Source organism: Streptomyces sp. NPDC057099, assembly GCF_042671245.1.
GTDB classification, from domain to species: Bacteria; Actinomycetota; Actinomycetes; order Streptomycetales; family Streptomycetaceae; genus Streptomyces; species Streptomyces purpurascens.
Genome location: NZ_JBHUTX010000063.1, coordinates 22,592 through 40,965, shown reverse-complemented (window position 1 = coordinate 40,965; position 18,374 = coordinate 22,592). Strand labels below are relative to the sequence as shown.

The following is an 18,374-nucleotide window of genomic DNA, read 5'->3' as shown; positions in this document are numbered from 1 at the left end:
CGCATCCAGCTCCGCATACGACACCTCGACGCCCCCGGCCACGACCGCCACCGCATCCGGCGTCCGCACCACCTGCGCCTCGAACAACCCCGGCAACGTCCCCGGCACAACCTCAACCGCCGTGTCGTTCCACTCCACCAACACCCGACGCCGCTCACCCACACCGAAGACATCCACAGAACCGACGGGGGAGGTCGGTGCCGCGACGAGGTCGTCGAGGAAGGCGACGAAGCGGTCCTGGTGGGCGGCGAGTTCCTGCTCGGCGTAGAGTGCCGGGTTGCCGTCGAACTCGAGCAGGACGCCGTCGTCGGAGGTGGCGGGGTCGCCGTAGGAGGCCACGTAGAGGTCGTGGACGGGGCCGGTGGACAGCGGGTGGACGGTGGTGTCGTGGTCGCCGAAGCGGATCTTCTGTCCGAAGGACATGGCGTTGACGGTGACCGAGTACACACCTCCGGTGGCGCCGGAGAGGTTCATGTGGTGGCGCAGGTCCTCGCCGCGGTACCGCTGGTGTCCGAGGGAGCCGGCGATCTGGTCGGTGGCCTGCCGCACGAGGTCGGCCAGCGTGGTGTGGCCCGTCACGGAGAAGCGCAGCGGCAGCTCGTTGGCGAGCATCGCGGGCGTGGACAGGGCGAGGGCGGTGGTGCGGGCCGTCAGTGGCAGGCCCACGACGACATCGCCGGAGCCGGTGAGGCGGTGGACGTACGCCGCGATGGCCGCGACGAGCACGGCGGGCCAGCGGCCGGCCTTCGTCAGGCGGGATCCGTGCTCTGCGGGCAGCCGGACGGTGCGGCGCAGGAGGGCGGGCGCTGGGTCGGCGGCACGGCCGGTGAGGGGGGTGGGCTCGGGATGGTCCGCGAAGGCGTCGTGCCAGTAGGCCCGGTCCTGGTCGTGCCGTGGGGAGGTGCGGTACGCCCGGTCCTCGTCGAGGAGTTCGGCGAGCGGGCGGAAGCGGGTCGCCCGTGGTATCCGGCCCGCGGCCAGGGCGGTGTAGATCTGGGCGAGTCGGCCGCAGTACACGGACTGCGCGTACCCGTCGAGGGCGATGTGGTGGTGGCGGAAGTACAGCAGGGACCGCTCTTCACCGGTCCGGAAGAGGGCATGGGTGTAGAGCGGGCCGGAGCGCAGGTCCATCGGGGTGGCGAGGTCGTCGGCCATCCAGGAACGGGCGGCCGCTTCCGGGTCCTGTGCGGCGGAGACGTCCAGGACGGGCACGGGGACGTCGCCGGGCGGCTCGACGGTCTGCCAGACGCCGTCGGCGTCCTCGGTGATGCGGACGCGTATCGCCTCCGTCTCCGCGACCGTGCGGCGTACCGCCTCGGTGAGCAGCGCGGCGTCGACTCGTCCGGAGATCTCGAAGTAGGTCCCGCAGTTGTACAGCGGGCTGTCAGGGACGAGTTGCTGGCCCACCCAGACGCCCGTCTGCGCGGCCGAAAGAGGCAAGCGGACCGACCCGTGCTCAGACATGGAATACCTACCTAGGTTCTCTTCGAACGGACTGTCTTCGTGCTGGCGGACCGTGCCTCCGCGGCCGGTCGATCCACTGCGGAACCGACGGTCAGCCCCGGGCCCGCATTTCCTCGGAGATGGCGGTGACGAGCGCGTCGAGCGTGGGGTTGTCCCACATGGTGGTGGGTTCCAGCGCGATGCCCAGGCGGTCCTCGATCTCGGCGATGACGGCGAAGGCGTAGACGGAGTCGAGGCCGTAGCTGACGAGCGGGGTGTCCGTCCGGATGTCCTGGGGCGGCATTTCCACGTGCTCGGCGACGCGTTCGGTAAGCCATGTGGTCAGTTCCTCGTGAGAGGGCGTGCGTCCGGCGTCGTCGAGGGTGGTGTCCGACATGTTCAGTTCTCCCTGGGGTCGCGGTCGGCGAGCCTTCGTCTCACCAGGCCGAGGCTTGTCGCCGATGCGTGGCGCTCCATCAGCTCGTCGAAGAAGTGCTGTTCGAGGGGGTCGGGCAGCCGGGCAGGGGGACGACCGGGGTGCAGGGGGATCCTTGAGAGGACGCCGGCGAGCCAGGCCGGATCCGTGAGGAAGCGGTCGGCGTGATCCTGGTTGCCGCGCCACAGCCCGACGCAGGCGGCGGCCACCAGCACGTTCACATAGCGGTGGGTCAGGTCGTAGGTGGCGGAGCCCGCGGCGACGCTGAGTTCGCCGGCCGGCAGGCACTCGCAGATGTCGGCGAGTCGTCGTAACTCGTCGGTGAGGTGGCGGCCGATCCGCTGGATGCCGGGGTGGCCGTCGGCGGGTCCGGGGGCCGCCGCGAGGGCGCTCTCCAACGAGGGACTGAGCCGTTCTCTGCCGCCGGCGCTCACCTTCAGCCGGTCGAAGGGGACGCACGGCAGTTCCGCGTCGAGCCGGAAGAGGTCGGCCGGGGGCGCCTCGGTGCCCCGCCAGGAGCGTCGCGCCAGCAGGGGAAGCTGCGGCAGCAGGGACATCTGGCAGGCCGCGCGGGCGGCGTGGCCGAAGCCCGCGAGCTGGCTGTCGCGCAGCAGCTTCTGGAAGATCGCGTGGTCGCCCTCGCGGATGTAGAAGTGAGACCCGAGAAGGGCGGAGAGCCGGTTCATGGCGTCCATCAGGACTTTGGAGACGAAGTACTTGACGGCCGAGGAGTGAATGGCGGTCTCCGTCGGGGCGAGGTGCAGGGCCCGGGTGGCGACCGTGGCGAAGGCGTCGCACAGCAGCAGGTCGGCGTGGGTCGTGGCCAGGGCTGAGCGGACCTCGGGCAGTTCGGTCGCCGGGCGGCCGTACAGCCTGCGCGAGCTGAGGTGACGTACGCAGGTGCGCAGAGCGGTGTCGAGGATGCCGGTGAACATCGCCACCAGCGTGGTGCGTGTGACCTGGAAGGACTTCAGTGCCGTCTCCAGGCCGTGGCCCAGCGGTCCGACCAGGGCGTCGGCGGGCAGCGGGCAGTCGTGGAACTCCATGCCGCCGAGCTGGACGCCGCGCATGCCGACGGTGGCGAACCGGGGCAGGTAGCCCATGCGGTCGGAGGGGATGCGCGTCTTGTCGAGCAGGATCTGGGAGTGACTGCGGCTGCCCGGTCTGCGGTCGGTGCGCGCGAACATGACGACGGCGTCGGCACGTCGGAGGTTGGTGACCACCTCCTTGCGGCCGTTGAGCAGGAAGCCCCCGCCGGGCTGCGGGAGGGCCTCGAACTCCGTACCGACCATGTCGTTGCCGTGGGCCAGCTCGTGGTAGGCGACGGCCACCTTGCGGCCGCTCAGCAGCAGGTCGGCCACCTGCCGGCACTGTTCCTCGCTGCCGGCGGTCCAGATGTTGACCGAGGCGATGAAGGAGCTGACTCCGTGGCCGAGGCCCAGGCACGGGTCGCGGCGGTAGACGGAGCGCATGACCTCGACGAGTTCGTCCAGGCGGGTCAGGCGTCCGCCGTAGCGGGCCGGGACGAACTCGGCCCCCAGACCGTAGCCGTCCAGTGCGCGCTCGCCGTCCGCGAACATCTCGGCGCGTTCGTCCGCGGCCAGGATGTGCGCAAACCCCAGGGGATTGGCGGGGTCACGAGGGTCGCCGAGCCGCTGTTCGAGGGCGTCGGCGCGGTGCGGGAGCACGATGGCCTGTTCGGTCATGGGGTGCTCCTGGCCGGTTCGCCGTGGGGGGTGGACAGGAGGGTCGGCAGTCCGCCGTCCGGGGTGTGTTCGACGAGGCGGTCGTAGATCTCACCGTCCTCGGGGTCGAGGGGCAGGCCGAGGCGGGTGGCGATGGTGCGCAGGCAGGCGTGGAGCCACAGCCCGTTCTGCCACACCGTGGGCTGCGTGCCGTGTGCTCCCCGGGGGGCGGCCAGCCAGAGCCGGAGGCAGGCCGCGGCTGCGTAGCACAGCTCGTACCGTTCGGCGCGGGCGAAGGCGGAGGCGGGGACGCTCCGTGCGGACCGCTGCCGGACGGCGAGTTCCCCGTGCAGGGTGTCGGTCTCCCGCTCGATGCTGTCGGCCAGCGCGGCGATCTGTGGGGGCAGCAGTCCCTCGCCCGCCTGGGCGTGGATGCGGTCGACGGCGTCGGGAAGGCTCTGGACCAGGCTGCATCCGCCCGAGGACAGCAGAGCGAGCCGGTCCGGAGTGAACGGCGGCGGTGGTACGCCGAGGCCGGCGGCGCGGTGGACGCCCTCCTCGTCGTACCGTCCTCGCCGGTAGCCGGCGGCGAGCAGGGGAAACTGGTCGATCAGGGCGTTTCTGTTGACGGCGGTGTTGCCGTCGAAGATGGACACGACGCGGTGGTCACGGTCGAGCTTGGCGAAGACGCCGTCTGCGAACTCCTCCGTGAGATAGCCGCGCAGGCCGAGCAGTTCGGCCACCCGGTCGACGACCCCTTGCACCAGCTCGGGCACGAGCGCCTTGGCGATCGCCGAGGTCACACTCATCTCGCCGGTCAGGGTGTGAGTGCTGCGCACCGCCATGATGCCGGTCGCCTCGGCCACGAGCCGAGTGGCGTGCATCTCGCCCAGGATGCGGCGGATGCGGGGCAGTTCACCGAGCCTGCGACCGTAGAGCGTACGGGTGCGCGCGTAGTCCAGCGCGATCCGCAGCGCGGTGTCCGCTGCGCCGAGGGACAGGGCGACGCAGAGGGTGCGGGTGAGTTGCAGCGCCTTGAGGACGGTTTCGATGCCGTCACCGGGCGCGCCCACGAGGGCCGTGTCGGGGATGAGCGCGCCGTCGAAGCCGATGCCGCTGATGTCGGCGCCCCGGATGCCGTGGGTGGGCACCTTGGGCAGCGATGTCCACGATCCGTCCGCGAGGTGCCGCTTGTCCACCAGGAACAGACCGAAGCCGCGCGGGCCGCCGGCCGGGTCGGTCCGGGCGAGGACGCAGACGGCCCGGCCCCGGGTGGCGTTGTTGATCAGCCACTTCTCGCCGTCGAGGCGCCAGTGTCCCGTGACGGGTGTCGCCGTGAGCTGTCCCGCGAGCAGGTCGCTGCCGTGCCCGCGCTCGGTGAGGCCCCAGGAGACCACCGCTCCGTCGGCGATCAGCCGCCCCAGCCGTTCGGCCTGTTCCGGGTTCCCGGCCACCCATACGGAGGCCGCGCCGAGGAACGTCTTTCCGTGTGCCACGGCCACGGTGAGGTCCCTGCGCGCCACCGTGCGCAGCAACTGGGCGAGTTCGGTGTAGTCGCGCAGCCGTCCACCCCACTCGGGGGGCACGTAGTAGCGGTTCAGGCCGAAATCGTCCAGGAATTTGCATGCCGCGGACGGAAACTCCTCGCGCTGGTCGAGTTCGGCCAGATATGCCGGTCGAAATGATGTGTGCTCGTTTCCGGGGGCACCGAGCTCGAATTCCAGCGCATCGGCTGCGGTCGCATACACGTGACGGTTCTCTTTCCGCCTGACGGCTGATCCTCGCACGGTCGGCATTGGATACGAGCTTTAGGGGTTATTCTCCGGGACGCAACCGGAATTCTCTCTATGCGATCACGGAACATAGTCTGTGCTCAGCGAGGTTTCAACAGGTCAGCGCAGGACGGGCGGTACGGCCGTGCGTGGCGCCACCAGGCGTGTTCAACTGCGTCGTGGCGGCAGTTGAACAGGCGAGGGGTGCACGGGAGAACCTTGACGGTGGCTGAAACGCCATGCCACCGTGAAAACCGCCCAGAGAATCCTGTGAGGCATTGCATGCACAGTGAGCCGACCGAGCCGGTGCCGCATATCAACCTGGTGGATCCCGGACTGTATTCACACGGTGACCCGTTTGTGCAATGGCGTTGGCTGCGCGCCAACGAGCCGGTCCACTGGCACCCGCCGACCGAGCTTCCCGGTTTCTGGTCGCTGACCAGGTACGAGGATGTGCGGGCCGCGTACCGCGACTCGGACACGTTCAGCTCTGCCCAGGGGATCCTGCTGCGGCCGGCCGACCACGGGGCCGACCCCGGAGGCGGGCGCACCCTCGCCCTGACGGATCCGCCCCGGCACCGTCAGTTGCGGGGCCTGGTGGACGAGTGGTTCGCGGTGCGCTCGGTCCGCGCTCTGGAGGCGGAGATGCGGGACATCGCCCAAGGGGTCGTCGACCGGGCCCTGGAGATGGGGAGTTGCGACTTCGTCGCCGACATAGCCGCACGGATCCCGCTGTACGTGATCTGCAGGATGATGGGCGTCCCGGAATCCGAATGGCCGTACCTGTACGACCTGACCAGCAAGGCGTTCGCGGCGGGAGACGCGCTGACCCGGCGGTTCGCGCACCTGGACATCCTCGGCTATTTCGAGAAGCTGCAGGAGGAGAAGGCTGCCGAGCCGGGTGACGATCTGGTGAGCGTGCTCGCCACCGCGTGCATCGACGGAGAGCGGCTCAGCCCGGAGGACGTCATCCTCAACTGCGACAACCTGCTGGTCGGAGGCACCGAGAACACCCGCATCGCGGCCGCCGGGGGGATGCTGGCCCTGCTTCGTCATCCCGACCAGTGGCGGCTGCTGCGGGAGGACCCGGAACTCTTGCCGAGCGCCGTCGAAGAGGTGCTGCGCTGGACGTCCACCGCCACGCACATCATGCGTACTGCGGTACGGCCGACCGAGATCCGCGGCAAGCGGATAGCCGTGGGCGACCGGGTCGTGTTCTGGCTGCCGTCGGCCAATCGCGACGAGACCGTCTTCGACGATCCCGACCGATTCGATGTGCGCCGCCGCCCGAACCGGCATCTGGCCCTCGGCTTCGGGGAGCACTTCTGCCTCGGCAGCATGCTCGCACGGGTCGAACTGCGGCTGCTCTACGGCGAACTGCTCGGCAGATCCGTCGGTATCGAGCTCGACGGGGAGCCCACGCTGCTCGATTCGATCGTCGTCAACGGCCCGGAACGACTGCGGGTGCGGCTCACGCCGCAGGCCGCGCGGTGAGGGGCCGGCCCATGCACACACCAGAGACGACCGCCCCCGCGCGCCGTGACGCCCCGGCCGCGGTGGTCGCCGGTCTCGGGACCTGTCTGCCCGTCACGGAGTGGGACAACGCGGCGCTGACGGCGGCCCTGGACACGAGTGACCGATGGATCCGTACCCGCACCGGCATCGCCGCCCGGCGCCGAGTCGCTGCCGAGCAGTCCATGCGGGACCTCGCCCAGGAGGCCGCCGCCAACGCCATGCGGTCGGCGGGTGTCGAGAGGGTCGGCGGGCTGGTCCTCGCCACCACGACCCCCGACCGTCCCTGCCCGGCGGTCGCCCCGGAGCTCGCGGAACGCCTCGGGCTGGGACATGTGCCGGCCTTCGACATCTCAGCCGTCTGCAGCGGCTTCGTCTACGCCACGGCCACGGCGGCGGCCCTGGTCACCAGCGGCATCGTGGACAGCGTGCTGGTCGTGGCTGCGGAGACCTACTCCCGGATCGTCGACCCGGCGGACCGGGCCACGGCCGTCCTCTTCGGCGACGGGGCAGGGGCCGTGGTGCTGCGCCGGGGCTCAGCTCACGAGGAGGGGGCGCTGCTGGCGTTCGACCTCGGCAGCGACGGCGGCGGCAAGGACCTGATCCACGTGCCCGGTGAGCGTGAACAGCCCACCGGGCGACGGTGGTTCACCATGGCGGGCCGGAAGACGTATCTGCGGGCCATCGAGGAGATGTCGGCCTCGGCGCTGCGGGTGCTGAAGGACTGTGCCTGGCCGCCCGAGTCCGTGGGGGCGTTCGTCCCGCACCAGGCCAACGCCCGCATCATCGAGGCGGTTACCGACCGGCTCGGTGTGGAGCCGGGGACGGCCGTGTGCGAGCTGGCGCACGTCGGCAACACGGCTGCCGCCTCCATTCCGCTCGCGCTGGCCGACGCGCTGGACCGGGGCCGGCTGCGGCCCGGTGCCCGGACCGTCCTCACCGCTTTCGGTGGCGGGCTGACCTGGGGCTCGGCCGCACTGACCTGGCCGCATCTGTCTGCTGTGCGTACGGAGATCTGAAAGAGAACCGAGTCCGAGACCTACCAGGGAAGGGAACCCCGCTGATGTTCGTCGATTACCTCTCCACCATTCTCACCACGGTGCACAAAGTCCCCGGGCCCGTCGATCCGGAGAAGTCGTTCCAGGAACTCGACGTGGACTCGCTGTCCCTGGCCGAGCTCGGCGCCCAGTTGGAGGACGAGTTCGAGGTGACGATCGACGAGGAGGAACTGACCCCCTCGACCACGGTCGCCGAACTCGCCGTGCTGCTGGAGTCCGGAGGGGCGGTGCTCCCAGCATGAACGGACACAGACCCGGGCGCGGCCTGCCGGACGTCGTGATCACTGGTATCGGCATGGTGACACCCGCGGGCGCGGACACCGGCACTTCTTGGAAGACCCTGTGTGCCGGCCGGTCCGCGGGGGCGCCGGATCCGCGCCTGGCGGACCTGCAGGTGGGCTTCAGTTGCGCCGTACCGGGGTTCGATGCGGAGCTGCTGCTGGGGACCGACTCCCGCCGAATGGATCCCTTCACCCAGTTCGCGATCGTGGCGGCCCGGGCCGCCGTCGCCGACGCGGGGCTCGGGGAAGGGTCCTGGGACGTGTCCAGGGTCGGTGTCGTCCTGGGCACCGGCATCGGCGGACAAGGGACGTGGGAGGAGCAGGGCGGACGGCTGCGGGACCGAGGGCCGCGCGCCGTCAACCCGCTGACCGTCCCCCGGGCCATCGGCAATATCGCCGCGGGTTCCGTGGCAATCGACCTGGGCCTGCACGGGCCGTCCCTCACCCTCTCCACCGCCTGCGCCGCGGGCACCACGGCGCTGGGCTTCGCCCTGGACCTGCTGCGGGCGGATCGCTGCGATGTGGTCCTGGCCGGCGGTACCGAAGCCGCCGTGACGCCGTTGGTCGTCACCGCCTTCGACCGGCTGAAGGCGCTGTCGCGGCGGAGCGACGATCCGGTCTCGGCGTCACGGCCGTTCGACGAGCACCGCGACGGCTTCGTCCTGGGCGAGGGGTCCGCCGTCCTCGTCCTGGAGCGAGCGCGGGACGCCGCGGCGCGCGGCAGGCGTGCCTACGCACGGCTGCTGGGCTACGGGGCGGCCTCGGACGCCCATCATCTGACGGCTCCCGACCCCGACGGGCGATGGGCCGAGGTCGCCCTGCGGGCGGCGCTGGAGGACGCCGGAACCTCTCCGGCGGACATCGCGCTCGTCAACGCCCACGCGACGAGCACCCCGCAGGGAGACGCCGTCGAGGCCCGTCTCATCGAGCGGGTCCTCGGTCAGGACACGGCGGTCACCTCCACCAAGGGCGTGACCGGACACATGCTGGGGGCGGCGGGGGCGGTCGAGGCGGCGTGCACGGCGCTGTCGATCGCCGACGGGGTGATTCCGCCGACCGCCAACTTCGAGGCGCCGGGGCCCGACACCGGTGGCATCGACATCGTCCACGGCACGGCCCGGCATGTTCCGGTGCCCGTCGCGGTCAGCAACTCCTTCGGCTTCGGGGGACACAACGCGGCGGTCGTCCTGGGGGGCGTCTGAGTCCGCGCAACGGCACCGCCCGAGGGGGCTCGTCACAGGTCCGGCACCCGCTCGGCGGCTGCGGCGGGGGGCCGCGCGGGCAGTACCGCGGTCACCTCGTAGCCGCCGTCGGCCGTGGCGGCACAGGTCAGGGTCCCGCCCAGTATCGCGGCGCGCTCGCGCATCCCGAGCAGCCCGTGCCCGGTTCCCGGTGACCTGGGCACGGGCCTGGTCGGTGCCGTGTTGGTGATCCGGACGGTGACGTCGGACGGGTTGTACGCGATGTCCACACGAACGCCCGCGCCCGGCGCGTGCCGCATCGCGTTGCTCAGGGCCTCCTGGATGATGCGGAACGCCGACAGTTCCACGCCCTGCGGCAGCGGGCCCCGTTCGCCGGTGGCACGCAGGGTGACCGCGAATCCGGCGGCCCGGACGTTGGCGACCAGTTCGTCCAGCCGGTCCAGGGAGGGCTGCGGGGCGTGCGGGTCGGCTTCGGGCTCGGTGTGCTCCGAGCGCAGCACGCCGAGCACCTGCCGCAGTTCGCTGAGGGCGTCCTTCGCGTTCTGGCGGATGCTCTCCAGGTTCTCGGTGAGCTCCGCCGAGGGGTTCTCGGCCAGGTGCGGGGCGGCCTGGGCCTGAATGCTGATCACCGACATGTGGTGGGCAACCACATCGTGCAGTTCGCGGGCGATCCGGGTGCGCTCCTCCAGGAGCGCCCGCCGCGCCTGCTCCTCGGCGGTGAGTTCCTTCTGCGCGACCAGTTCCTCGCGCGCCACGTTGCGGCTGCGCAGCGCGGAACCGACCAATGTGGCGATCACGAGGATCACGACGGTGAGGACGGCGTAGTTCTCGTAGCCCCACACCAGGACGAAGAGCAGGCCCGTGACGACGTTGATCGCCAGTGCCTCCATGGCGACCCGGGGCCGGGAGCTCAGCGCGACCAGGAACAACACCCATGACTGCAGGACGAGTTCGCTGCTCGACCAGCCCGCGGTCAGGTCGCTGCTGACGGTGCGGGGGGTGAACCAGGACGCCACGAGCGCCGTCTGCAGCAGGGTCGCCATCCACCAGCCCGGGACGGGGCGGTGGAGTGCCAGCAGGGGCACCACGGACTGGCCCACGACGATGAGGATGCCGAGCGCGCCCAGTTGGTGGCCGTAGAAGTACCGGTTCCAGTTGAAGACGAGCAGGGCCACCCCGAACAGCACCGGCACGATGCCTTCGAGCACCGACAGCCAGCGCGGCCGGGGCGCCCGAGGCTGGGCATCGGCCGTCCAGAGGTCCTTGCGCAGGTTGCGCGGCACGCTCCGCAGCACCGCCGCGAGCCTCTCCCCCGTGTCGGGCTCTCTCATGAGCCTTACCTTAGACACGCGGGGCCGGCGTCGACGGCTCGGGACGCCCCTGGTGCACCACTCGGCCCGCGCCGCCGCGGTCCTGCCGGCGTCCGTGCTCGTAGGTGTGGAACGCGGCCCAGCACAGCAGCAGCGCGAGGGCGAACACGGGCAGCCACGCCAGCCTGGCCCAGACCCAGCCGACGCTGTCGGGCACGGTGTGCAGGCCGGGGAGGGGATCGCCGGCGAGCAGTCCGAGGGCCGTGACGGTCATCATCGCCGTCTGGTGCCACAGGAAGATGGTCATCGCGGAGAGGTTCGCCAGCGCCACCACCGCCCAGACGGCGGGCCGCGCGAGCATCCGGCGTATCGGGCCGAGCAGCAGCAGGGCGGCACCGCACTGGGCGAGCCCGAAGGCGACCGCCGCGAGGGTGGGCGGGTCCAGGTTGGAGACCCGCTGGCCGGGCACGCCGACCATCGACGCCGGGTAGCCGCCCCACAGGATCAGCCCAGCCGTGGCGGCGGTGCCGCCGAGCAGCAGGGCCCAGCCCGTCGCACGGCTCTTGAGCCGGCCCCGGGCCCAGGCGGCGCCGAGGCAGTACGGGACCGTCCAGCCGGCGGCGACGCTGGCCGCGTTGATCCAGCCGGGGCCGTGCAGGGCGAACCGGTTCACATCGACGGCCAGTACCATCGCGAGCGGCCACACCGGGTGCACCTTCGCGACCAGCGGAGTCGCGGCTGTCAGGCCCGCGAACACGAGCAGGAACCACAGGGGGGACAGCACCCGCTTGCACAGGGTGTACACGGTCACCCCGTCCACGCCGAAGGCGAGCATCACCAACACCGCCAGCGTCCACACGGCCAGCAGCACGGCGACCGGCCGGAACAGCCGCATCATGCGGACGCCGAGCCACTGCCCGTACGTCGTGCCCCTGGCCCGGGCGGCGGTGTAGCCCTGTGCGCCCACCTGACCGCCCACCAGGAAGAACACGGCGAGCGTCTGGAACACCCAGGAGACTGGCGTGAACTCGGGCATGTGGTGGAGCGGGCTGTCACCGCGCACCACGCCGCTGTCCACGACCAGCGCGGTCACCATCCAGTGGCCGAGGACCACCCCCAGGATGGCCATGGCCCGTAACGCGTCGACGGCCCGGTCCCGGTCCGCAGGTGTGGCGGAATCGATCCGTCTGATCAGTTCACGCATGACGTGTCCCCCGTCGGCTGTGTGCACAGGTCGTCGCCCGCGACGATGCCGGCGATGTTCCTCAGCGAGAGCGACCCCCGCTTCAGGTAGTCGCTGTGGCCCCCGTCGCCGGCCGGAAACACCTTGGCGCCGAACTCCGGCGAGACCGGGTCGGTGCCGAACCCCACGGTGGCGAAGGGCAGTTCGAGCTGGGTGTGCGGTACGTCCGCCACCCAGTCGCCACTGCTGCGGCCGGCCCAGATCGTGGCCTCGGTGTGCAGCATGGCGGCGTTGTCGTAGCCGGTGCCCGGGCTGCCGTACAACACGATGTCCGCCACCTTCAGTCCGGAGGCGGCCCGGGCGCAGATGACGGAGCCGTAGGAGTGGCAGAGGAGGGAGGTGCGGGAGGCGGGCTTCAGCCTGGTCAGCTCGCGCACGAAGGAGCGCAGTCCGGGCACGGCGCCCTCGGCCCGCTTCGGCGTGGTCGCCGCGAGGCTCACGGTGGCCGGGGTCCGGTAGCCCAGCCAGGCCAAGACGGCGGTCCGGCCGCCCAGTTGGTGTTGCAGCGCCAACGCTCCGCTGCGCAGCCGCCAGTAGTTGTCGACGCTGGTGCCTGAGCCGGGGACCAGTACGGCCAGTCGCTCGGCGCGGGCGAGGTCGCCCACGACCTCGACCGTGCGGCCGCCGTCCCGCCCGTCGAAGGAGAGGAACCGGCGGTTCGGGGCGGCCAGGTCCCGCAGTGCCTTGGCCCGTTTCCGGTCACCGTGGTCACCTGCCACCCGCGCGGCGGCCTCCATGTCGGCCCGGGTCGCCGCATACCGCTCGGCCAGCACCGCAGGGGCCGCGGCGTGCGGCAGTCCCCGCACTGTCGGGGCCGGCGCCGGCACATCCGCCGGACGGGCAGCGCCCGAGACCGGGACGGCGACCGAGGCGCTTATGAGCACCGCGAGCAGGGCGCGGCGCAGACGACTCGGACGGGGGCGGGACGCCATGACAGAGTGGGTTCCTTCCATGCCGGAGGCCTGTGGTGCTTCCGGCATGGAAGCTATGAATCACACGCCATCGTCGGCATCCCTCCGCAGAGCGAGCCGTCCGTGTAGCTCTTAAGTACTACGAGTACGGGGCGGGTTGCCAGCATGTGGTTGCCAACTTCCCTTGCACACCGAGGTGTTCGGATCCGACTGGTCTTTCGCATGACAGGCGGGCCGTCTAGGGTCCGATGGTCCGGGCAGCCCAACGGGAGGGAGCCTGCCGTCGTGCGCTCCGTACTGGTGATCGGCACGGGACTGATGGGCACCTCCGCCGCACTGGCTCTCCGGGCACGCGGCGTGAGCGTGCACCTGCGGGACACCGACTCCGCAGCAGTGCGGACCGCGGAGGCGCTCGGGGCTGGCACCGTCGAGGAGCCGTCGGAGGTCGCGGACCTGGCCATTGTGGCCGTGCCGCCGCCGCTGGTCGGCCGAGTTCTCGCGGACGCGCAGGCGGAGGGCGTAGCCCGGCATTTCACCGATGTCGCGAGTGTGAAGGGGGAGCCCCAGCACGACGCCATCGCCCTGGGCTGCGACACCTCGCACTACATCGGAGGTCACCCGATGGCGGGCGCCGCCCGCAGCGGCCCGCTGACCGCCCGCGCCGACCTGTTCGAGGGGCGTGTCTGGGCACTGACGCCCACGGCGGACACGGACACGGAGACCCTCAACACAGCCCTGGAGCTGGTGGCGCTGTGCGGTGCGGTGCCGGTCGTGATGCAGGCCGCCGCCCACGACCAGGCCGTGGCTCTGGTGTCCCACGCGCCGCACGTCGTGGCGAGTCTGGTCGCCATGAGGCTGCAGGGGGCCGGGGAGCGGGCGGTGAGCCTGGCGGGTCCGGGGCTGCGCGACCTCACCCGGATCGCGGAGGCGGACCCGCGCCTGTGGCTGGACATCCTGAGCGCCAACGCGGGAGCGGTGGCCGACCTGCTCGAGGAGGTGGGGGCCGACCTGGAGCGGATGGTCGCGGGGCTGCGGTCCATCGCAACGACGGACGATGCCAAGCGCCGCAGCGGTGCGGAGACCGTGGAGAGCATGCTCCGGGCCGGGCAGCAGGGCCGCAGGCGGATCTCCGGCAAGCACGGGGTCCAACCCGAGCAGTTCGAGACGGTGACCGTCGTGGTGGGGGACCAGCCGGGAGAGCTGGCACGGCTGTTCAGGGACGCCGACCGGGCCGGCGTCAACATCGAGGACCTGCGCATCGAGCACGCAGCGGGTATGCCCTCGGGTCTTCTCCACATCAGCGTGGCCACCGGGACGGCCGCAACTCTCGGTGAGGCCCTACGGGCACAGGGCTGGCGTCAGCGTTGACCGGGCCGCCGGTCCCGATGATGACGGCACCCACGGGAGTTCAGATCTTGGTAAGGGTAGACTTACCTCACCCTAGGTAGGGTGCGCGGACGGAACAACGGACGCGCACACCCCGGGAGCGCGCCTTGCCGCACACGACCGACACCGTCGCCGCGCGCGAGGAGGGCTGGGTCGAGCCGGGATCGCCCGCCGAGTTGCGTGAACTGCTGGGCGAGCCCTGGCCCGTGGTGATCGAGAAGGTGCACGACCGGCTCACCGACCAGGACCGGGGCATCATCGCCCGCTCCCCGTTCTGCCTGCCCGACCGGCCGGGGAACCGGGTCGGGCTCTGCGCCCCCGCCCTGGTGCGTCCGCTCGCCCGCCGGTTCCGGGGCTTCGTGCGCGCCCGGGCGGCGCTGCCCGTGGCCGGGCTCACGGGTGCCGCGCTGATGCTCGGGTCGGACGTGCTGCTGCGGGCCCTCGTCCCGGCGGACCGGGCGGTCGCCGTGCCCACCGGCATCGTCACCAGCCTGGTCGGTGCCGTGTTCCTGGTGGTGACGGCCCTGCGGCTGCGGGACACCGCCGGGGCCGACGCGCCGGACCGGCTGCGCATCCCGAGCCGGACGGCGTTCCTGGTCACGGCGGGCGTCCTGGCCGCCGTGGTCGTGGGTGTCACGCTGGCCGGTGTCTTGCTCGGCGACAGCAAGCTCCTGCTCGGCGATGTCGCGAACTGGGCGCAGGGGCGGGCCGGTCAGGCCGTCTCCTTCGTGCTGGACACCCGGGTGCCGCGGGTGCTCGCGGCCCTGTGCGCGGGCGCGTCACTCGCCCTGGCCGGCACGCTCGTGCAGGCCGTGACCCGCAGCCCGCTGGCGGAGCCCGGGGTGCTGGGTGTCTCCGGCGGCGCCGCGCTGGGCGCCGTCCTGCTGGTGACGACCGTGCCCGCCGTCGGCTCCTGGGGCCTCGCGGGTGCCGCGTTCGGGGGCGCCGCGCTGGCCTCCGCGATCGTCTTCGGGCTCGCGGCCCGGGGCGGCTACCGGCAGAACCGGCTGGTCCTCGTCGGGATCGGCATGGCCGCGGGCTCCACGACCCTGATCAGCCTGCTCATCGTGCTCACCGACCCGTTCAACGCCACGAAGGCGCTGACCTGGCTGTCCGGTTCGACGTACGGGCGGACCATGCCGGACGTCGTGCCCCTGGCGCTCGTGCTGGCGCTGGGCGTGGTCGTCGCGGTCGCGCGGCGCACCGAGCTGGATCTCGTCTCCCTGGACGAGGACACCCCGCGGCTGCTCGGCCTCGGACTGCCCCGGGCCAGGCTCGGCTTCCTGGTGGTGAGCGTCCTGCTCGCCGGGACCGCCGTCGCCTCGGCCGGGACCATCGGCTTCGTGGGTCTCGTGGCGCCGCACGCGGCGCGTGCCCTCGTGGGCCGACGGCATGTGCGGGTGGTGCCGGTCGCCGTCCTGCTCGAGGCCGCGCTCGTCTGTACGGCGGATCTGCTGGGCCGGACCGAACATCGCCCCGGCCCAGTTGGGCGCCGGACTGATGACGGCGGTGATCGGCACGCCGTACTTCCTGCGTCTGCTGGTACGGAACCGAAAGGCGACATAAGCCATCTAAAAGGCCATCAATAGCTAAAATGCCTCACACCTGCCTGTTGTATGGATCCACGCACAACGGGAGTGAGGGAGCATGGCCAAGGACATCACGGACGCGGGCCCGCCACCGTCCGCGAGCCTGAAGCCCAATGCGATCGGGTTCCTCGACGCGCTGGTCATCGGGCTCAACGCGACCTCACCGGCGTACTCGGTGGCGGCGGTCATCGGCCCGGTCGTGGCCCTGGTGGGCATCTACGCCCCCGGGGTGATGATCGCGTCGTTCGTGCCGATGCTGCTGATCGCGTCGGCGTTCTACTACCTCAACAAGGTCGACCAGGACTGCGGCACGACCTTCTCCTGGGTCACCCGGGCCATGGGGCCCTGGGCGGGCTGGCTGGGCGGCTGGGCCATCACGATGACGGGTGTCCTGGTCGTCGGGTCGCTGGCGGATGTCGCCGTGACCTTCTTCCTGCTCGCCGTCGGCCTGGACAGCTGGGCGGACAACGACGTCGTACGCCAGGTGCTGACGGTGCTGCTCATCGTGGTGATGACGGCCCTGTGCGTGATCGGCACCGAGGTGTCGGCCAGGATCCAGAACGTCCTCATCCTGGCGCAGGTCGCCTGTCTGCTGGTCTTCGCCGTAGTGGCGCTCTACCGCGTCTACGCCGGCACCGGCACCCTCGACGCCATCGAACCGAAGTTCAACTGGCTCGACCCCTTCGGAGCAGGCGGGGCGTCCCTGACCGCCGCCCTGCTGCTGGGCGTGTTCATCTACTGGGGGTGGGAGTCGGCGGTCAACCTCACCGAGGAGACCGAGGACTCCGCCACCGCCCCCGGCAAGGCCGCCGTGTGGTCGACGGTGCTGCTGCTGGTGACGTACCTCGCGGTCGCCTTCGCGGTCGTGGGCTACGCCGGAACGGCCTACCTGGCCGAGAACGCGGCGGAGGAGGAGTTCATCTTCGCGCTGCTCGCCGAGGAGGCGATGGGCGGCTGGGACTGGGTCGTGCTGCTGGCGGTCTCGACGTCCGCGCTCGCGTCCACGCAGACGACGATCATCCCGGCGTCGCGCACAGGCCTGTCGATGGCCCGCCGGCACGCGCTGCCCGCGCACTTCGGCCGCATCAACCCGCGGTTCCGCACCCCCGACGTGAGCACCTGGTGGGTCGCCGGCATCGCCATCGTCTGGTATCTCGTCCTCTACCACCTCAGCGAGAACGCCCTGTTCGACTCGCTGACGGCGCTGTCCCTGCTGATCGCGTTCTACTACGCGCTGACGGGTGTCGCCTGTGCGGTCTACTACCGCCGCCAGCTGACCCGCAGTGCCCGCGACTTCTTCCTGATCGGGCTCGGCCCCCTGATCGGTGCCGGGTTGCTGGCCTGGCTGCTGGTGGAATCCGTGGCGGACATGTCCGACCCCGCCAACTCCTACAGCGGCGTCTCGTGGTTGGGGCTCGGTCCCCCGCTGGTCATCGGGATCGGCATCATCGTCACGGGCGTGATCCTCATGGTCGTGTGGCGGCTGATGGCCCCCGTCTTCTGGTCGGAACACCCCAGCGTGGTCGACCCCGACCTCGTCCCCGGCCGGCACGGCAAGGAGTCCTGAGATGTCTGTGGTCCTCGGCTACGACGAATCCCCGGGCGCCCGGCGCGCGCTGCGGGTCGCGATCGAGGTGGCGGCCGCGTACGGCGAACCGCTGGTGATCGTCTACGGCGCCGCCGCTCCGGGCGTCACGGGCGACGAGTACGCGGCCCACCACGCGGCAGTGCGCGAGGCCGGGAACACCGCGCTCGCCCACGCGGTCCATGCCGCCGACGAGGCGGGCGTGCCCAGCGCCGTCGAGGTCATCGACCAGCGGCCCGCGCAGGCGCTGATCGACGCGGCGGCACGCCATGACGGCCGGGTGATCGTGGTGGGCACCTGGGGCGAGAGCCCGGTGCGCGGGGCCCTGCTGGGCTCGACCCCGCACAAACTGCTGCACCTGTCGAACGTCCCCGTTCTGTGCGTGCCGGCCGAGGAGTCCTGAACCCCGGCCCTGGTCAGGAACTGCCCGCGCGCCGTTTCGCGAGCGGGCTGAAGGCGTACAGATCGAGGATGTCGGGCAGGGGGGCGACGCCGGGTCCGCCCTCGCGGACCCAGGAGACGATGTCCTCGGTCGCGGCCGGGTCGTTGACCAGCCCGAGCCACACCGGCCGGGCCCCGGCGGCCCGGCCCGCGGCGGACGGCTGTACGACGATGACGTTGGCCTGGTCGCAGACGTCGAGGCACTCGGAGACCCGCACGGGCGCCGCCTCGCGCAGCCGCTCGGTCTGGGCCGCGTGGTCGACGCCGGGCACCTTGCCGGTGCCGCAGCAGCAGTCCCGGCACACGACGACGCGGCACGGAACCCCTCCGGCCGGGATTGCGGACATGCCGCACCCTTCCTCTCTCCGGGGAGATCCGCCCCGGTGGTTCGTCGAGGAGGCGACCGCGTGAGTCTCCTGGCTCCCGGGCCGATGCCGGTCACAGTGGCGGGACCGCGCCGGATTCACACCGGCTTCCTCGTTCCGCCGTCGCCATGTCGCCGGCCATCATTCCATGCGGC

At 71.4% G+C, this 18,374-nt stretch carries 15 protein-coding genes, 1 pseudogene and 1 riboswitch; of the genes and pseudogenes, 8 read left to right on the top strand and 8 right to left on the bottom strand.

Annotated elements, in window-relative coordinates; all coding sequences use genetic code 11:
- From ACFT4A_RS38995 to ACFT4A_RS38980, 4 genes are all read right to left on the bottom strand, one after another.
- On the bottom strand, nt 1-1,464 hold a 1,464-nt coding region (locus ACFT4A_RS38995; protein WP_382840441.1), incomplete at its 3' end, for a condensation domain-containing protein.
- A gap of 91 nt (nt 1,465-1,555) precedes the next feature.
- On the bottom strand, nt 1,556-1,840 hold the full coding sequence (locus ACFT4A_RS38990) for an acyl carrier protein (RefSeq protein WP_382840438.1): 285 nt from the start codon (nt 1,838-1,840) through the stop codon (nt 1,556-1,558).
- 2 nt (nt 1,841-1,842) lie between these two features.
- The gene (locus ACFT4A_RS38985; protein WP_382840436.1) at nt 1,843-3,585 is read right to left on the bottom strand and encodes an acyl-CoA dehydrogenase; all 1,743 of its coding nucleotides are present in this window, start codon (nt 3,583-3,585) and stop codon (nt 1,843-1,845) included.
- Nucleotides 3,582-5,312: an acyl-CoA dehydrogenase family protein gene (locus ACFT4A_RS38980; protein ID WP_382840434.1), complete on the bottom strand. Its 1,731-nt coding sequence runs from the start codon at nt 5,310-5,312 to the stop codon at nt 3,582-3,584. Before ACFT4A_RS38980 ends, ACFT4A_RS38985 begins: the two co-directional genes overlap by 4 nt.
- 384 nt (nt 5,313-5,696) lie before the next feature.
- Between ACFT4A_RS38980 and ACFT4A_RS38975 the strand changes: the two genes are divergently transcribed.
- The 4 genes from ACFT4A_RS38975 to ACFT4A_RS38960 are packed head-to-tail and all read left to right on the top strand — an operon-like array spanning nt 5,697 to nt 9,389.
- Nucleotides 5,697-6,830 (top strand): cytochrome P450, encoded by a 1,134-nt coding sequence (locus ACFT4A_RS38975; protein ID WP_382840432.1) that lies wholly within the window; start codon nt 5,697-5,699, stop codon nt 6,828-6,830.
- Nucleotides 6,831-6,841: 11 nt separating this feature from the next.
- Nucleotides 6,842-7,867, top strand: a complete 1,026-nt coding sequence (locus ACFT4A_RS38970; RefSeq protein ID WP_382840430.1) for a beta-ketoacyl-ACP synthase 3 — start codon at nt 6,842-6,844, stop codon at nt 7,865-7,867.
- Nucleotides 7,868-7,911: 44 nt separating this feature from the next.
- Entirely contained in the window at nt 7,912-8,148 is a 237-nt protein-coding gene (locus ACFT4A_RS38965) for an acyl carrier protein (protein WP_382840428.1), read from the top strand.
- A complete protein-coding gene (locus ACFT4A_RS38960) occupies nt 8,145-9,389 on the top strand; it encodes a beta-ketoacyl-[acyl-carrier-protein] synthase family protein (protein ID WP_382840426.1) in 1,245 nt (414 codons plus the stop codon). Before ACFT4A_RS38965 ends, ACFT4A_RS38960 begins: the two co-directional genes overlap by 4 nt.
- Before the next feature lie 32 nt (nt 9,390-9,421).
- Here ACFT4A_RS38960 and ACFT4A_RS38955 read toward each other — a convergent pair whose 3' ends face one another.
- The 3 genes from ACFT4A_RS38955 to ACFT4A_RS38945 are packed head-to-tail and all read right to left on the bottom strand — an operon-like array spanning nt 9,422 to nt 12,874.
- Nucleotides 9,422-10,720: a sensor histidine kinase gene (locus tag ACFT4A_RS38955; RefSeq protein WP_382840424.1), complete on the bottom strand. Its 1,299-nt coding sequence runs from the start codon at nt 10,718-10,720 to the stop codon at nt 9,422-9,424.
- A 10-nt stretch (nt 10,721-10,730) separates the two neighbouring features.
- Nucleotides 10,731-11,903, bottom strand: a complete 1,173-nt coding sequence (locus tag ACFT4A_RS38950; RefSeq protein ID WP_382840421.1) for an acyltransferase — start codon at nt 11,901-11,903, stop codon at nt 10,731-10,733.
- A complete protein-coding gene (locus ACFT4A_RS38945; protein ID WP_382840418.1) occupies nt 11,891-12,874 on the bottom strand; it encodes an alpha/beta hydrolase in 984 nt (327 codons plus the stop codon). Before ACFT4A_RS38945 ends, ACFT4A_RS38950 begins: the two co-directional genes overlap by 13 nt.
- A gap of 264 nt (nt 12,875-13,138) precedes the next feature.
- Between ACFT4A_RS38945 and ACFT4A_RS38940 the strand changes: the two genes are divergently transcribed.
- The 4 genes and pseudogenes from ACFT4A_RS38940 (at nt 13,139) to ACFT4A_RS38925 (ending at nt 17,816) form a co-directional block, all read left to right on the top strand.
- Complete coding sequence (locus ACFT4A_RS38940) at nt 13,139-14,221, top strand: prephenate dehydrogenase (protein WP_382840416.1); 1,083 nt, start codon at nt 13,139-13,141, stop codon at nt 14,219-14,221.
- Between the two features lie 320 nt (nt 14,222-14,541).
- Nucleotides 14,542-15,805: pseudogene (locus ACFT4A_RS38935) on the top strand (iron ABC transporter permease); the annotation flags it as partial.
- Between the two features lie 81 nt (nt 15,806-15,886).
- Nucleotides 15,887-17,395 carry an APC family permease gene (locus tag ACFT4A_RS38930; protein ID WP_382840413.1) on the top strand — a complete coding sequence of 503 codons (1,509 nt, stop codon included), beginning with the start codon at nt 15,887-15,889 and terminating at the stop codon, nt 17,393-17,395.
- 1 nt (nt 17,396) lies between these two features.
- Nucleotides 17,397-17,816, top strand: coding sequence for a universal stress protein (locus ACFT4A_RS38925; protein ID WP_382840410.1), 420 nt, complete (start codon nt 17,397-17,399; stop codon nt 17,814-17,816).
- 13 nt (nt 17,817-17,829) lie between these two features.
- Here ACFT4A_RS38925 and ACFT4A_RS38920 read toward each other — a convergent pair whose 3' ends face one another.
- Nucleotides 17,830-18,201, bottom strand: coding sequence for a (2Fe-2S) ferredoxin domain-containing protein (locus tag ACFT4A_RS38920; RefSeq protein ID WP_382840407.1), 372 nt, complete (start codon nt 18,199-18,201; stop codon nt 17,830-17,832).
- A gap of 61 nt (nt 18,202-18,262) precedes the next feature.
- A riboswitch (cobalamin riboswitch) is annotated at nt 18,263-18,360 on the bottom strand.
- Nucleotides 18,361-18,374: the final 14 nt, after the last annotated feature.

What these genes read in the sequence shown, in the direction of transcription:
- ACFT4A_RS38925 (WP_382840410.1), top strand. Translation starts at nt 17,397, where the DNA reads ATGTCTGTGGTCCTCGGCTACGACGAATCCCCGGGCGCCCGGCGCGCG.
- ACFT4A_RS38965 (WP_382840428.1), top strand. Translation starts at nt 7,912, where the DNA reads ATGTTCGTCGATTACCTCTCCACCATTCTCACCACGGTGCACAAAGTC.
- ACFT4A_RS38970 (WP_382840430.1), top strand. Translation starts at nt 6,842, where the DNA reads ATGCACACACCAGAGACGACCGCCCCCGCGCGCCGTGACGCCCCGGCC.
- ACFT4A_RS38955 (WP_382840424.1), bottom strand. Translation starts at nt 10,720, where the DNA reads ATGAGAGAGCCCGACACGGGGGAGAGGCTCGCGGCGGTGCTGCGGAGC.
- ACFT4A_RS38950 (WP_382840421.1), bottom strand. Translation starts at nt 11,903, where the DNA reads ATGCGTGAACTGATCAGACGGATCGATTCCGCCACACCTGCGGACCGG.
- ACFT4A_RS38945 (WP_382840418.1), bottom strand. Translation starts at nt 12,874, where the DNA reads ATGGCGTCCCGCCCCCGTCCGAGTCGTCTGCGCCGCGCCCTGCTCGCG.
- ACFT4A_RS38990 (WP_382840438.1), bottom strand. Translation starts at nt 1,840, where the DNA reads ATGTCGGACACCACCCTCGACGACGCCGGACGCACGCCCTCTCACGAG.
- ACFT4A_RS38930 (WP_382840413.1), top strand. Translation starts at nt 15,887, where the DNA reads ATGGCCAAGGACATCACGGACGCGGGCCCGCCACCGTCCGCGAGCCTG.
- ACFT4A_RS38985 (WP_382840436.1), bottom strand. Translation starts at nt 3,585, where the DNA reads ATGACCGAACAGGCCATCGTGCTCCCGCACCGCGCCGACGCCCTCGAA.
- ACFT4A_RS38920 (WP_382840407.1), bottom strand. Translation starts at nt 18,201, where the DNA reads ATGTCCGCAATCCCGGCCGGAGGGGTTCCGTGCCGCGTCGTCGTGTGC.
- ACFT4A_RS38960 (WP_382840426.1), top strand. Translation starts at nt 8,145, where the DNA reads ATGAACGGACACAGACCCGGGCGCGGCCTGCCGGACGTCGTGATCACT.